A 14,598-nucleotide genomic window follows, 5' to 3' on the forward strand; every position below is an offset into this window, starting at 1 on the left:
GGCTTGCCTCCTCAGATATCCAGGAACACGGTTTCGCCTTCACCCTGAAGGCGAATGTCGAAACGGTAGACCGGCTTGCCATCGCGCATCTCGCGCGTGGCGATCAACGTGCCCCGACGGTTCGCCTGCTCGATCAGGTTCAACACCGGATCCTTGGCGTTGGCCTCGGCCTCGTCATCGAAATACATCCGGGTGTTGAGCCCGATGTTGATGCCGCGCGCGACGATCCAGAGGTTCAGGTGCGGCGCCATCCGCCGGGAATTGCGGCCGGCGATGCCGCCGGGCTTCACCGTGTCGAAGCTGAAGAGGCCGGTGTCGAAGTCGGAGATGATCCGACCCCAGCCCCGAAAGCCCTCCTCGACCTGATCCGCGCGCAGGTCGGCCGGGCTCGGATAGATGCCCGCGGCGTTCGCCTGCCAGACCTCGATCAGCACGTCCTTCACCGGCGCGCCGGCCCCGTCAAACACCGTGCCCTCGACACGGATGCGCTCGCCCTCGGCATTCGGCCCGGCGATGTCGGTCCCGAGCTCCTGCTCGAAGATCTTGAAGCCGGCGGCGCCCGGCGCCAGTCCGATGTGGACGTAAGGGCCCGCAGTCTGCGACGCGGTCTCCTTGAGGTAGTTGAGCGGCTGCGGCATGGCTCAGTTCCCTTCCAGGCGGTTCTCGAAGAGCGTCGAGCGACGCCCGCGGAGCACGATGTCGAACTTGTAGGCGAGGCTGTCGAGCGGCACCGCCGCGTTGAGATCGAGCGGCGCGATCAGGCCCTCGAGCGCCTCCGCGTCCGGGATCGAGGCGAGGATCGGGCAGTGCGGGATCAGCGGATCGCCTTCGAAGTACATCTGGGTGATGAGCCGCTGCACGAACCCCGGGCCGAAGACCGAGAAGTGGATGTGCGCGGGGCGCCAGTTGTTGACCCAGTTGCGCCACGGATAGGCGCCGGGCTTGACCGTGCGGAAGTAGTAGTAGCCGTTCTCGTCGGTCAGCGTGCGCCCGCAGCCGCCGAAGTTCGGATCGATCGGCGCGAGGTACATGTCCTTCTTGTGGCGGTACCGGCCGCCGGCGTTGGCCTGCCAGAACTCGACGAGCGTGCCCGGCACGCCGCGCCCCGTCTCGTCGAGCACCCGGCCATGGACGATGATCCGCTCGCCGACCGGCTCGCCATCCTGCGCGTAGTTCAGGATCAGGTCGTTGTCGAGCGGCCCGAGATCGCTGTGACCAAAGGTCGGCCCGGTCACCTCGGAGAGCGAATTCTGCAGCGACAGCAGTGCGTAGCGCGGCGAGCGGCCGACGCTGGTCTTGTAGTTGGGCGTATAGGCCGGCGGATGGATCCGGCGGTCCCGCTGGAAGAACTCACCCGACGCCTCGCGGGCGTTCGGACGGTGAATTTCGCCTTGCTTCATGGTTCCACTCCCATGTCCCGGTACGTTTCCTTGATCAGCTTCAGCGCGTGGTTCGCGGCCGGGACGCCTGCATAGATTGCCACATGCATCATCGCCTCGCGCACCTCGGCCGGCGTGGCGCCGGTGTTCTTCGTGGCGCGAACGTGCATTGCCACCTCGTCCCACTGGCCGAGTGCGGCGAGCAGCGCGAGGGTGATGAGCGAGCGGTCGCGCTTCGAGATGTCCGGGCGCGACCAGACCGACCCCCATGCCGACTCAGTGATGAGGGTCTGGAACGGCTCGTCGAAGGGGGTCTTGGCCTTCTCGGCCCGGTCCACGTGGGCATCCCCGAGAACGCTGCGACGCGTCGTCATGCCGGTCTCGAATCGCTCGGAGCGGGCGGCGGTGTCAGCCAAGGCCGTTCTCCTTCAGGAAGGTGGTGAGAAGCGCCGCGACCGCCTCGGGCCGTTCGACGCATGGGATATGCCCGGCGCCCCGGATCAGCTCGAAGCGCGCGCCCGGAATCGATTCCGCGGTCTCGCGCACCAGATCGGGCGGAGTCGAGCCGTCGGCGTCGCCGCCGATCGCCAGCACCGGCTGGCGGATCGTCCGGGTCGAATCGCGCAGGTCAGTATGGGCGATGGCGGCGCAGCAACCAACGTAGCCCGCGACCGGCGTTCGGGTCAGCATGTGGCGCCAGCCGACCAGCTCGTCCGCACGCTCGTCATGGAAAGCCTTGGAAAACCACAGCTTCATCACGTTGTCGCCGATGGCGTCGATCCCCTGCGCCCGGACCAGCGCGATGCGCTCGCCCCACGTCTGCTCGGTGCCGAGCTTCGCGGCGGTGTTCGACAGGACGACAGCCCGGACCAGATCGGGCCGCTCGACCGCGAGCCCCTGCGCCACGATGCCGCCGATCGAGAGGCCGACGAAGACCGCGTCCCTGAAGCCGAGCGCGTCCATGAGTCCCGCGACGTCGGCAACGAGATCGGCCATCGGATAGTCACCCTCGGGTGCATCCGACAGACCATGACCCCGCATGTCGTAGCGCAGGATCTTGAGGCCCGCAGGAAGTCCCGCGATCACCTTGTCCCAGATACGGAAATCAGTGCCGAGCGAGTTGGCGAAGACGAGCGGCAGCCCATCGGGATCACCGGTTACGACGTGGTGCAGGCGCACCCCGTTGATCTCGCGCATGTGCATTCGTTGATCCTCCCCTACGTGATTGATGGCGCATTGCCGAAGTTATGTAAAATGATATGTCTCGCAAAATGCATAACCCGCAGGATATGGAATGATACCCGTATCGTATCGCCACGTTCGTTGCTTTCTCGAAGTCGCACGCCTCCAGAGCGTTCAACAGGCGGCCAATGAACTGGCCATCTCCCAGCCGGCAGTGTCGAAGACATTGCGCGAGCTGGAGGAGCGTGTCGGCACGGCGCTTTTCGAGCGGGCCGGGCGCCGCCTGCGCCTGACTGCCGCGGGTCGGATCTTCCAGAAGCACGCCGGCCTGTCGCTGACCGAGCTCGACCGCGGCGTCCGGGCGATCCGTGGTCCGGTGGCTGGCGGGATCGTCTCCGCGGGCGTGCTGCCCACCGTCGCGACCCGGGTGCTGCCGCGCGCCGCCATCGCCTTCGCGCAGGCGATGCCCGAGATCTGCCTGCGCGCCTCCACCGGGCCGAACCACTATCTGCTGTCCCAGCTCCGCGAGGGGCGTCTCGATCTCGTGGTGGGCCGTCTCGCTCCGCCGGCGGAAATGGCGGGTCTCGTCTTCGAACAGCTTTACGCCGAAGAGGTGGTGGCCGCCGTCCGCGCCGGCCACCCGGCGCTTGCCTCGCCGGGCGCCGATCCGGCCGACTGGCCGCTGATCCTGCCGCCCCCCCGCGCGATCATCCGGCCGGTGGTGGAGCAGTATTTCCTCGCGCGCGGCCGCGAGTTGCCCCGGCCACAGGTGGAGACCATCTCCCTCGCCGTCGGCCGCGGCCTCATTCTTGCCTCCGACGCGGTGTGGTTCATCTCGCGCGGCGTCCTCGCCGAGGAGATCGCAAGCGGCGCCATCGTCGCTCTCGACCTTGGCGGTCTGCCCCTCGCCGGCCCCGTCGGCCTCACCCTGCGCTCCGGCCAGACAGTGCCCGACGCCCTCGAAGTCCTGATGCAGACGATCCGCGACGCGGCGCAGGTGGAGAGGGGCTGAGCGGGGCGGCTGTGTCGTCGAAGACGCATCGCCACTCCCGCGCGCACCACGGCTTCGCCGACGTCAGCGAAGGGCGGGCTCATCCGGCCCAGTGGCCATATCAACTTTGGGTCGGCTTCTTCGCGCCACTGCGCGAAATCAGCTCCAGGATGCCAACGTACTCCCCACCTCATGTCCGATTGAGACTCCATTCCTCTCCAAAAACTCCTTAAGATCATTGTATTTTTTAAGATATTTTTCGGCCCTTATCACTTGGGGACTGAAGGTGAATCCCAACTTAGGCACCACGCCCTGACCGTCTGGCCGCCAGAAGAGAGGCCCTAACAGTTGGAGGAGCTCTGCGGCCGTCCCGAGGTACTCAGTCTGCCGTCGTGTGTGAGCATTTACGGCAAAACGGAGGGAACCCAACACAACGTCAACAAGGCTGGGGAAATGGGACTGCCCAACGCATGAATAGTGAAAGCCCACAATGTTTGCCAAGCGCATCTCTGACGTATAGGGCATCCCAGTCACGCCAACGGTGAATTTGTCTCTCAAGTGCGCGTCGATCGCATTGCCCGCGTCGTTGAACCGATCTATGAGGACTAGTCCTGACCCGCCGAACCGTTTCAAGATGAAGTCGAAGTTGTAGCACACTGCATTGATACCAAAGCGCCGAGCCTCGTCTGGATCAACCGCTATGTCGTGCAAAGTAAGATACACAATCAGTCGCGCTCCAAATTGATGAGCTATTTGAAATATATCCCGCTTTAGCGCTACAAACTCAAGGTGTGAGAAACCGCTTGGGCCCGGGTTAAATTTTAGCCGATAGTCTCTTGGTACGCGATGGCGTAGACGAAGATTATCAATCTCTACCGAGAAATCCTTCGCGGTCGCGCCCTCAACGACCATCCCTCCATAGATTAGAAAGTCACCCAAGCGCTTATCTAGATTTGTCTCGTCACAATACAGAAGGTGCACAGCATCGCCTCCGCCTGAGCTCATAGAAAGACGAAGGTAGACGATTAGCTGTCGTCAGGCGACAATCCGCTGAGCTGACACTTCGGGAAGGAAGCGCCCACGAGGTCGCATTGCGCTGTCACGGCCCAAGGAACGAACACGCGCGACGAGACCGCGAGAGGTGTCGTCATGGCCCTCCTTCTTGGGACAATCACGAGCCCCAACGCGACGGCGATAGTAAGTACTCCCGCTGGGAGGCGCTGGAGTCCCGTTCCACCGCGTGCCGCCTCTGCTCCGGGCCGGAGACCGGCGCCGGGGGAAGCGGTTGCTACCGCGGCGGCTACCGCAGCATCCGGGTCTCGCGCGCCCCGCGATTGTCGTGCCGCGCGTGTCAACCGAGATCGCCATCCGGTCGACGAAAAGGATCAACCTGCTGATCCGGCAAGGTTTCCCCACCTTGCGCAACTTGCGCGCCCGCCGCCCGTCCGGCTTGCTCCTCGCGGCGGGAGCGCCTACGTCTCGCATTCAGGCCGAAGGAAGGAGCGCAGCGCGTGGATCTGGACCGATGGACCGGCGGCCTCGCCTCACGGCTCGGGGACATGGTCGAGGATGTCACCGGCGTCTTCCGCGAGCCCGTCGTCCGCCTCGGCGTGACCGGCCTCAGCCGCGCGGGCAAGACCGTCTTCATCACCTCGCTGGTCGCGAACCTGCTGGAGCGCGGACGGATGCCCCAGCTCCGCGCCGCCGCCGAGGGCCGCATCCTCGCGGCCTTCCTCCAGCCGCAGCCTGATCCGACGATCCCCCGCTTCGCCTTCGAGGACCACCTCGACTCGCTCTCCGGCCCCAACCCGACCTGGCCCCAGAGCACCCGCTCGATCTCGACCCTGCGCCTCTCGCTTCGGATCGCGCCGAGCGGGCTCTTCTCCGGCCTCGCCGGCACCGGGGCGGTCCACATCGACATCGTCGACTACCCGGGCGAATGGCTGCTCGACCTGCCGCTCATGAGCCAGAGCTTCGCCGAGTGGTCCGCGACCGCGCTCGCCGCCGCCCGCTCGCCCGCCCGCGAGAGCCACGCCGCCGCCTGGCTCGCCGAGGCCGACGCGACCGACTCCGGCCGGGCGCTGACCGAGACCACGGCGCGAAAGCTCGCCGCCACCTTCACCGCCTATCTCTCGACCGCGCGCCTCGCCGGGCTCTCCAGCGTCGCGCCGGGGCGCTTCCTGATGCCGGGCGATCTCGAAGGCTCGCCCGCCCTCACCTTCTCGCCGCTGCTGCCGCCCGACCGCGCCGGCTCGGACTCGCTCTGGCGGGCCTTCGAGGCGCGTTTCGAGGCCTACAAGCGCGTGGTGGTCGAGCCGTTCTTCCGCAACCACTTCGCCCGACTCGACCGGCAGGTGGTGCTCGTCGACGCCCTCGGCGCCATCGCCGACGGTCCGCGCGCGGTTGACGACCTTCGGACCGCCATGGCCGAAATCCTCTCCTGCTACCGCCCCGGCGCCCGCTCGTGGCTCGCGCCGATCCTCGGCCGCAAGATCGACAAGATCCTGTTCTGCGCCACCAAGGCCGACCACCTGCACCACAGCCAGCACCCCCAGCTCGCGGCCTTCACCGAAGCGCTGGTCCGCGAGGCCCGCGACCGGGCGCAGTTCTCCGGCGCCACCACCGGCGCGCTCTCCATCGCCAGCGTCCGGGCGACGGTCGAGCAGACCGTTGAGCGCGACGGCCGGACCTTCGATCTGGTGCGCGGCCGCTCGCTCGACACCGGCGAGGAGATCGCGCTCTTCCCCGGCAAGCTGCCCGCCGATCCCGCCGAGCTTCTCGCCGCCGCCCGGCAGGGCGCGGGGACATGGCTCGATGCCGGCTACGCCAACACCCGCTTCGCCCCGCCGCGCCTCAAGGGTGGCGAGGGGCTGCCCCACATCCGCCTCGACCGCGCGGCCGAGTTCCTGATCGGAGACCGCCTCAGATGAGCCCCCGTCCCCCGTCGGACCGCCCCGACCAGCGCTCCCCGGACAAGCCCTTCGCAGACAAGCCCTTCGTGCTCACCGCCGACGACCTCGCCCCCACCACGATGACCCCGAGCGAGGCGCCGCCCCCGCCCGACGACGACCTGCCGCCGCAGGGCGACGCAATGCTGACCGTCACCCGCCTCGCCGCGCGCAAGCGCCGGGGCGGGCTGCTCTGGACCGTGGCCGCGAGCCTCGTCACCCTCGTGGTCTCGGTCACGGCCTACGACTACCTGATGAACCTCCTCGTCCGCTATCCGACCGTCGGCATGGTGGCGCTGGCACTGACCGGGCTCTTCGCGGTCCTCGTCGTCCTGCAGCTCTTCCGCGAGATCTGGGCGTTCCGGCGGCTGGCGCGGATCGACAGCTTCCGCACCGACGCGGCCGCCGCCCTCGGCGATCAGGACCGCGAGGCCGCGCTCGCGCTCTCGCGGCGGCTCGGAGGGTTCTACGGCGGCCGGACCGAACTGCGCTGGGCCCTCGCCCGGCTCGAGGAAACGCGGGAAGAGGTACTCGACGCGGACGCGATCCTCGATCTCACCGAGCGCATGCTCTTCGCGCCCCTCGACGCCGCCGCCCGGCGCGAGATCGAGGCGGCCGCCCGCACCGTTGCCGCCGCGACCGCGGTGATCCCGCTCGCCCTCGTCGATGTGCTGGCCGCCACCAGCCAGAACCTGCGGATGATCCGCCGGGTGGCCGAGGTCTACGGGGCCCACGCCGGGTTCTTCGGCTCGTGGCGGCTGCTGCGGACGGTGGCGACGCACCTGCTCGCGACCGGCCTCGTCTCGGCGGGCGACGATCTCATCGGCTCCGTCGCCGGTGGCCACGTCCTCGCGCGGCTGTCACGGCGCTTCGGCGAGGGCATGGTGAACGGCGCGCTGACCGCGCGGGTCGGCATCGCGGCCATGGACGTCTGCCGCCCCCTGCCCTTCTCGGCGCTGCCGCGACCGAAGGTCACGAACGTGATCAGTCGGGCGCTGACCGGGCTCTTCGAGCGCAAGTAGCGGACCCGCGCGGCCGGCCGGCGCCTTCGGGTCCGCAGCGATATTCCAGACAGACCGCAACGCTTTGTCGGCGCGCCGCCTGCTGCTAGGGTTCCCGAGTCGGAACTCGGGTACGACGCAGCAATCGGAGGGTCAGCCGGTGTCGGAAGAAAACTTTCCGTCGGATCGCTACGGTCCGGCGGAGCGGCGGATGGCGGAGGCACTGGTCGATCTGGAACGCCGGACCCTCCGGGCCGGCGAGGACGCGGAAGCCTGCGAGTGCAGGGAAGGCATGTTCCCGAGCCTGTCGCGGCGCGGGCTGCTCGCCGGCGGTGTGGCGCTCGGGGCGGCGTTCGCGGGCAACGCGGTCCGGGCCGACGCACCTCCGGGCTCCGTAGACTACCCGGTGCAGCCCGATCCCACGCGGGAACAGGGGCGCATGATCCTCGATGACGGCGGCTATGGCTCGCGCTCGCAGTTCGAGAACGAAGTGCGCTGGCGCTATCCGACGGACTCGCTCGACTCGAGCTGGTCGATGACGCCGCTCGCCTCCGGTCAGGGCATCATCACGCCCTCGGGGCTGCACTTCGAGCGCCACCACGGCGGCATTCCGACCATCGACCCGGAGCGGCACAGCCTGATCGTCCATGGCATGGTGGACCGGCCGTTGTCGCTCACCGTCGCGGACCTGAAGCGGATGCCCTCGGTCAGCCGGCTGCACTTCATCGAGTGCTCGGGGAACGGCCTGACGGAATGGGTGAAGCCCACCCTCAGGACCGTGCAGGGCACCCACGGCCTCACCTCGACGTCCGAGTGGACCGGCGTGGCGCTCTCGACCGTGCTGCGCGAGGCCGGGGTTCAGGACGGCGCGGCCTGGATCCTCGCCGAGGGCTCGGACGCGGCGGTCATGACCCGCTCCTGCCCGATCGACAAGGCGATGGACGACGCGATCCTCGCCTATGCCCAGAACGGCGAGGCGCTGCGGCCGGAACAGGGCTATCCGCTGCGGCTGCTGCTGCCTGGCTTCGAGGGAAACACCCACATCAAGTGGCTGCGCCGCCTCGACGTCAGCGACAAGCCGTTCATGACGCGCGAGGAGACGTCGAAGTACACGGACCTGATGCCCGACGGCAAGGCGCGGATCTTCACCCTCGACATGGATGCGAAGTCGGTCATCACCTTCCCCTCCGGCGCCATGAAGCTGCCGAAGCCCGGGTTCTACGAGGTCAGCGGTCTCGCCTGGTCCGGGCGCGGCAAGGTGGCGAAGGTCGAGGTCTCCGTCGATGGCGGCAAGACCTGGACGGAGGCGCCCCTGCAGGAGCCGGTCATCTCGAAGTGCCACACCCGTTTCCGGCTGCCGTGGGTCTGGGACGGGACGGAGGCGGTGCTGCAGAGCCGCTGCACCGACGAAACCGGCTATCTCCAGCCGGCGCTGAAGGATCTGGTCGCCGTTCGGGGCACGAACTCCGTCTACCATCTGAACGCGATCCAGAGCTGGCACGTGGCTCCGACGGGTGAGGTGACCAATGTCCATGCGTGAGCTTGCGATTGCCGGCGCCATCGCGCTGGCCGGATTGCCGGCGCTGGCCGAGGACACGCCCGCCACGGACGCGCCGCGCGCCTTTGCCGCCGCAGTGGTGCCCCTGCCCGACACCGGCGAGCCGACTCCGCCCTCCCCGGTGATCGCGGGCGGAGGTGAGGTGGGCGCCACGCCGGGGCTTGAGCGCGACTTCGGCATCGGCCGGCCGGCGACCGAGGACGAGATCGCGGCGATCGACATCGACGTGATGCCGGACGGCACCGGCCTCATGGAGGGCAGCGGCACCTATGCCGCCGGAGAGGCGCTCTTCGCCGAGAGGTGCGCCGCCTGCCACGGCGAGGCGCTCGAGGGCGTGAAAGCGACCGGCGGGCCGCGCCTCATCGGCGGGCGCGACACGCTCGCGACCGAGAAGCCGGTCAAGACGGTGGAGAGCTACTGGCCCTATGCGAGCACGCTCATCGACTACGTGCACCGGGCGATGCCGATGGACGCGCCGGGCTCGCTCACTGCCGACGAGGTCTACGCGGTCAGCGCGTTCATCCTCGGGCAGGCCGGCATCCTCGGAAAGGACGTGACCCTCGATGCGGAGTCCTTCGGCAAGATCGTGATGCCGAACGCCGAAGGCTTCGTTTCCGACCCGCGTCCCGGGGCGTACTGAGCCGACGTGCCCGCCGCCGGACGGTCCGGCAGCGGGCACGGGGGAAGGGCTCGGGAAACAAGAAGGCGTTGAAGGCAACGGGCGCGCGGCGTATATGCCCCGCGATGGCACGGGCTCTCGGCATCCACCGAATTACCGTCCCGGCGCTCTGAGGCTCAGGGCCGCCGGGGTTCGCGCGGCCGCGCCCATTTTCCCACGTTGCCCATTGACGGATGTCGAGATGACCACCGAGTCCACGGATACGAGTATCGACTACAAGGACACCCTGTTCCTTCCGAAGACCGACTTTCCCATGCGCGCCGGCCTGCCGCAGCGCGAGCCCGAGTGGCTGAAGCGCTGGGAGGATCTGCGGGTCTACGACCGGCTGCGCGAGACCGCGCACGGCCGGGTGCCGTTCGTGCTGCACGACGGCCCGCCCTACGCCAACGGCCACCTGCACATCGGGCACGCCCTCAACAAGGTGCTGAAGGACTTCATCGTCCGCTCGCAGCAGATGCTGGGCCGGGACTCGCGCTACGTACCCGGCTGGGACTGCCACGGCCTGCCGATCGAGTGGAAGATCGAGGAGCAGTACCGCGCGAAGGGCAAGTCGAAGGACGAGGTGCCGGTGAACGAGCTGCGCGCCGAGTGCCGCCGCTTCGCCGAGCACTGGGTGGGCATCCAGCGCGAGGAGTTCAAGCGGCTCGGCGTCACCGGCGACTGGGACGACCCCTATCTCACCATGGACTTCCACGCCGAGGCGGTGATCGCCGACGAGTTCATGAAGTTCGTGATGAACGGCTCGCTCTATCTCGGCTCGAAGCCCGTCATGTGGTCGCCGGTCGAGAAGACCGCCCTCGCCGAGGCGGAGGTGGAGTATCACGACCACCAGAGTCATACGATCTGGGTGAAGTTCCCGGTGGTCGAGGGACCGGAGGCCCTGAAGGGCGCGAGCGTCGTGATCTGGACGACCACCCCCTGGACGATCCCGTCGAACCGTGGCGTGGCGTTCGCCTCGCGCATCTCCTACGGGCTCTACAAGGTGACGGCCGCTGCGGACGACAACTGGGCGAAGGCCGGTGACGTCCTCCTTCTCGCCGATCCGCTGGCGGCGGACGTGATGGGCGCGGCGCGGGTCGAGAGCTACGAGCGGGTGGGCGATGCCGGACCGCTCGAGGGCATCATGCTGGGCCACCCGCTGGCGGAGCTTGATCCCTTCTGGGCCTACGAGGTGCCGATGCTCGAGGGTGATTTCGTCACCGACGACGCGGGCACCGGATTCGTGCACACCGCGCCCTCGCACGGCCTCGACGACTACGAGCTCTTCGTGAAGAACGGCATGGTCGACCGGATGACCCACAACGTCACCGAGGACTCCTCCTTCGCCGAGCACGTGCCGTTCTTCGCCGGGCTCGCGGTGTTCGATCACAAGGGCAAGGAAGGCAAGGCCAACAAGGCGGTCATCGACAAGCTGGTCGAGGCCGGCGCCCTGCTGGCGCGGGGCCGGATGAAGCACAGCTATCCGCACTCCTGGCGCTCGAAGGCCCCGGTCATCTATCGCAACACTCCGCAGTGGTTCGTGGCGATCGACCGCCCGCTCGACGACGGGATGGGCACCTACGGCGCGACGATCCGCGAGCGGGCGCTCACCTCCATCGACCGGCTGGTGAGCTGGACGCCGCAGACCGGGCGCAACCGGCTCTATTCGATGATCGAGGCCCGACCCGACTGGGTGCTGTCGCGCCAGCGCGCCTGGGGCGTGCCGCTCACCTGCTTCGTGAAGCGCGCGCCGGACGGCACGGTCGAGATCCTGCGCGACCCGGCGGTCAACGCCCGGATCAAGGCGGCGTTCGAGACCGAAGGGGCGGATGCCTGGTTCGAGGCCGGCGCAAAGGAGCGGTTCCTCGGCAACGACCACCCGCACGCCGACTGGGATCGGGTGACCGACATCCTCGACGTCTGGTTCGACTCCGGCTCCACCCACGCCTTCGCGCTCCGCGACCGGCCGGACGGCATCTGGCCGGCGTCGGTCTATCTGGAGGGCACCGACCAGCATCGCGGCTGGTTCCACTCCTCGATGCTGCAGGCCTGCGGCACGCGGGGGCGCGCGCCCTATGACGCGGTGGTGACGCACGGCTTCACCCTCGACGAGAACGGCATGAAGATGTCGAAGTCGCTCGGCAACACCGTCTCGCCCGCCGACGTGGTGAAGCAGTACGGCGCCGACATCCTCCGGCTCTGGGTGGCGCAGACCGACTTCACCGTCGACCAGCGCATCGGCCCGGAGATCCTGAAGGGCACCGCCGACAGCTATCGGCGGCTCCGCAACACGCTGCGCTACATGCTGGGCGCGCTCGAAGGCTTCTCGGACGCCGAGCGGGTGGAGCCGCAGGCGATGCCGGAGCTGGAGCGCTTCGTGCTGCACAGGCTGTCGGAGCTTGACGGGGTGGTGCGCAAGGGCTTCGACGCCTTCGACTTCCAGGGGGTGTTCCAGGCGCTCTTCCAGTTCGCCACCGTCGATCTCTCGGCGTTCTGGTTCGATATCCGCAAGGATGCCCTCTACTGCGACGCGCCGGGCGACCTGCGGCGCCGGGCGGTTCGCACGGTTATGGATGCGGTCTTCGCGCGCCTCGTCACCTGGCTGGCGCCGATTCTGCCGTTCACCATGGAAGAGGTCTGGCTCTCGCGCTTCCCCGGTGCGGAGTCCTCGGTGCATCTCGTCGACATCCCCGAGACCCCGGCCGACTGGCTGAATGCCGGCCTCGCCGCGAAGTGGGAAGCGGTGCGCAAGGCGCGGCGCGTGGTGACGGGCGCGCTCGAGCTCGAGCGGCGCGAGAAGCGCATCGGCGCGAGCCTCGAGGCCGCACCCGTCGTGCACGTCGCCGATCCGGGCCTGCGCGAGACGCTCTCGGGCGTCGAGTTTCAGGACGTCTGCATCACCTCCGCCCTCACCCTTTCGGCCGCGGAGGCACCCTCCGGCGCCTTCACGCTCGACGACATCCCCGGCATCGCGGTGGTGCCCACCCTGGCGGAAGGCGAGAAATGCGCGCGCTGCTGGAAGATCCTGCCCGACGTCGGACGGCATGCCCATCCGGGCGTCTGCGAGCGCTGCAACGCGGCGATCACGGGGTGAAACAAATGTGACCGCGTTGAAAATCGCGGTCTCCGGCCCCTTGATCTCGGGCCTGGGACCGCGTATTCAGCCCGGGCACTGGGGAATAGGTTAACGGTAGACCAGCGGACTCTGACTCCGTTAGTCCTGGTTCGAATCCAGGTTCCCCAGCCAGCCTAACACCCTGAAATCACAAGAGAAGTTGCGGAGGCGCTTCGTTCGCTCCGGCATTTTCTGCCCTTTTTCTGCCCATTTTCTGCCCTCGCGGTTCACGTCCCGTTCTGGTTGAGTTCGTCACGAAGAGTTTGACCCAAGAGTCTCTGTAGCGCGCGATCCGCCGCGACCTCAGCTCGATCATGGCGATCTGGAAGAGCGCCTTCGCCGTTTCGGCGAGCTCATATCATGCGGGAGCCGCGCTGGTATTCCGCCAACGACACCGTTCGAAGGGATGCGACCCCGCGACCCTCTGTACCGAGTCTCGTCGCTTGCGAAGGGATGCCCTGGATTGGGCTGAGAAAGGGGGGCTCGCAACGACGCCGACCCAATGGGAGTCGCGACGACTTCCGTTACAGCCAACCCGTCGGGACCCCGGCCCTCGCCATGTCTCCCATCTTTCCGCGAGCCTCTTGCGCGAATCACTCCTTAAACATATACGACACCGATAGCATGACATCGTTGTCATGGACCGTAGGGGACCGGTGGGATGGCAACGATCTACGACGTTGCAAAGGCCGCGGGGGTCTCGCCGAAGACTGTATCCCGGGTCATGAACGGCGACGCGCCGGTCAATGTCCGCACACGTGAGCTCGTCGAGGCGACAATGGACTCTCTCGGCTATGTCCCCTCGAGCGCCGCGCGCGCGATGCGTTCGCAACGCACCAGACTGGTCGGCCTAGTGACCGGCGCGATCAGCGGGTCGCAGGCGGCCGGGGGCGCGACCGGACTGCCGGACCTGCAGATCGTGCAGGGCATCCAGCGAACGCTGGCCGAAAGTGGCATGACGCTCCTCGTCTCGGACACGAGCGAGCCGGGCGGGGTTCCGCAGCTCGTGCGCACGCTGCGCGAGCATCGTGTCGAGGGGCTGTTTTACGTCGCCAGCCACCACCAGCGGATCGAGCTACCCGACGGGGCGCGGGCCGCCCGAATGGTGCTGGTGAACGGGTTCGATGATGCGGGCACCCCATGCGTGCTGCCCGACGACACGGAGGGCCAGTGGGCGCTGACCGCGGCGTTGATCGCACGGGGGCACCGCCGCATCGGCTTCCTGACGCTCCCGGCTGCGCTTGTGGCGCAGGGGCTGCGGCTCGAGGGCTATGCCCGGGCGCTGGCGGAGGCCGGGATCGCGTACGATCCGGCGCTCGTCGTGGAGACCAGTCACTCCGGCGCGGCACAGGAGCGAGAGGTGCTGCAGGCGGCGATCGAGGGGATGCTGGCGCTCGAGGAGCCGCCGACGGTGCTCTGCTGCGGCAACGACAGGCTGGCGGTGGCGGTCTACGGCATCCTGCGGGCGCGGGAGGTGAAGGTGCCGGAGGGAATGTCGGTCGCCGGGTACGACGACTACCGGGTGATCTCGGAGACGCTCTATCCGCAGCTGACCACGATGGAACTGCCCTATGGCCGCATGGGCGAGGCTGCGGCGCGGCTGATGCTCGGCGAGCTTCGCGGCAAGAAGCCGGCGGCTATCGGCGCGCGAGTCCTCGTCGAGGGCGAGCTGCGCTGGCGAGACTCCGTGACGCCGGGGCCGGCCGCAGTGGCGTAACGAACCGTTCTGCAACGAGAAAGGTGTTGGCGTCGGTATTCGGCATCGC

Annotated in this window: 11 protein-coding genes and 1 tRNA gene; 8 read left to right on the forward strand and 4 right to left on the reverse strand. The window is 68.0% G+C overall.

All coding sequences use genetic code 11. The features are described 5' to 3' along the window. Nucleotides 1-11: 11 nt before the first annotated feature. The 4 genes from pcaG to pcaD are packed head-to-tail and all read right to left on the reverse strand — an operon-like array spanning nt 12 to nt 2,582. Nucleotides 12-638, reverse strand: a complete 627-nt coding sequence (gene pcaG, locus HNP73_RS01165; RefSeq protein ID WP_184146306.1) for a protocatechuate 3,4-dioxygenase subunit alpha — start codon at nt 636-638, stop codon at nt 12-14. Between the two features lie 3 nt (nt 639-641). Continuing rightward, nucleotides 642-1,400: a protocatechuate 3,4-dioxygenase subunit beta gene (gene pcaH, locus HNP73_RS01170; RefSeq protein WP_184146308.1), complete on the reverse strand. Its 759-nt coding sequence runs from the start codon at nt 1,398-1,400 to the stop codon at nt 642-644. Beyond that, nucleotides 1,397-1,753 (reverse strand): 4-carboxymuconolactone decarboxylase, encoded by a 357-nt coding sequence (gene pcaC, locus HNP73_RS01175; RefSeq protein ID WP_246399600.1) that lies wholly within the window; start codon nt 1,751-1,753, stop codon nt 1,397-1,399. The genes pcaH and pcaC overlap by 4 nt, the downstream gene beginning before the upstream one ends. Nucleotides 1,754-1,787: 34 nt before the next feature. Next, nucleotides 1,788-2,582 carry a 3-oxoadipate enol-lactonase gene (gene pcaD / locus HNP73_RS01180; protein ID WP_184146312.1) on the reverse strand — a complete coding sequence of 265 codons (795 nt, stop codon included), beginning with the start codon at nt 2,580-2,582 and terminating at the stop codon, nt 1,788-1,790. Between the two features lie 91 nt (nt 2,583-2,673). Between pcaD and pcaQ the strand changes: the two genes are divergently transcribed. The 8 genes from pcaQ (at nt 2,674) to HNP73_RS01220 (ending at nt 14,549) form a co-directional block, all read left to right on the forward strand. Continuing rightward, nucleotides 2,674-3,573: a pca operon transcription factor PcaQ gene (gene pcaQ, locus HNP73_RS01185; protein ID WP_184146314.1), complete on the forward strand. Its 900-nt coding sequence runs from the start codon at nt 2,674-2,676 to the stop codon at nt 3,571-3,573. Between the two features lie 1,490 nt (nt 3,574-5,063). Continuing rightward, nucleotides 5,064-6,482, forward strand: a complete 1,419-nt coding sequence (locus HNP73_RS01190) for a YcjX family GTP-binding protein (RefSeq protein WP_425486611.1) — start codon at nt 5,064-5,066, stop codon at nt 6,480-6,482. Then, on the forward strand, nt 6,479-7,522 hold the full coding sequence (locus HNP73_RS01195) for a YcjF family protein (protein WP_246399451.1): 1,044 nt from the start codon (nt 6,479-6,481) through the stop codon (nt 7,520-7,522). The genes HNP73_RS01190 and HNP73_RS01195 overlap by 4 nt, the downstream gene beginning before the upstream one ends. Nucleotides 7,523-7,661: 139 nt before the next feature. Further along, entirely contained in the window at nt 7,662-9,041 is a 1,380-nt protein-coding gene (gene soxC, locus HNP73_RS01200) for a sulfite dehydrogenase (RefSeq protein ID WP_343063172.1), read from the forward strand. Next, nucleotides 9,028-9,699 carry a c-type cytochrome gene (locus tag HNP73_RS01205; protein ID WP_221288111.1) on the forward strand — a complete coding sequence of 224 codons (672 nt, stop codon included), beginning with the start codon at nt 9,028-9,030 and terminating at the stop codon, nt 9,697-9,699. The genes soxC and HNP73_RS01205 overlap by 14 nt, the downstream gene beginning before the upstream one ends. A 220-nt stretch (nt 9,700-9,919) precedes the next feature. Beyond that, nucleotides 9,920-12,811 (forward strand): isoleucine--tRNA ligase, encoded by a 2,892-nt coding sequence (ileS, locus tag HNP73_RS01210; RefSeq protein ID WP_184146316.1) that lies wholly within the window; start codon nt 9,920-9,922, stop codon nt 12,809-12,811. Nucleotides 12,812-12,890: 79 nt separating this feature from the next. Continuing rightward, a tRNA-Gln gene (locus HNP73_RS01215) sits at nt 12,891-12,964 on the forward strand. Nucleotides 12,965-13,493: 529 nt separating this feature from the next. Then, a complete protein-coding gene (locus HNP73_RS01220) occupies nt 13,494-14,549 on the forward strand; it encodes a LacI family DNA-binding transcriptional regulator (RefSeq protein ID WP_184146318.1) in 1,056 nt (351 codons plus the stop codon). Nucleotides 14,550-14,598 lie beyond the last annotated feature (49 nt).

It is taken from the genome of Amaricoccus macauensis, from assembly GCF_014201905.1.
GTDB lineage: Bacteria > Pseudomonadota > Alphaproteobacteria > Rhodobacterales > Rhodobacteraceae > Amaricoccus > Amaricoccus macauensis.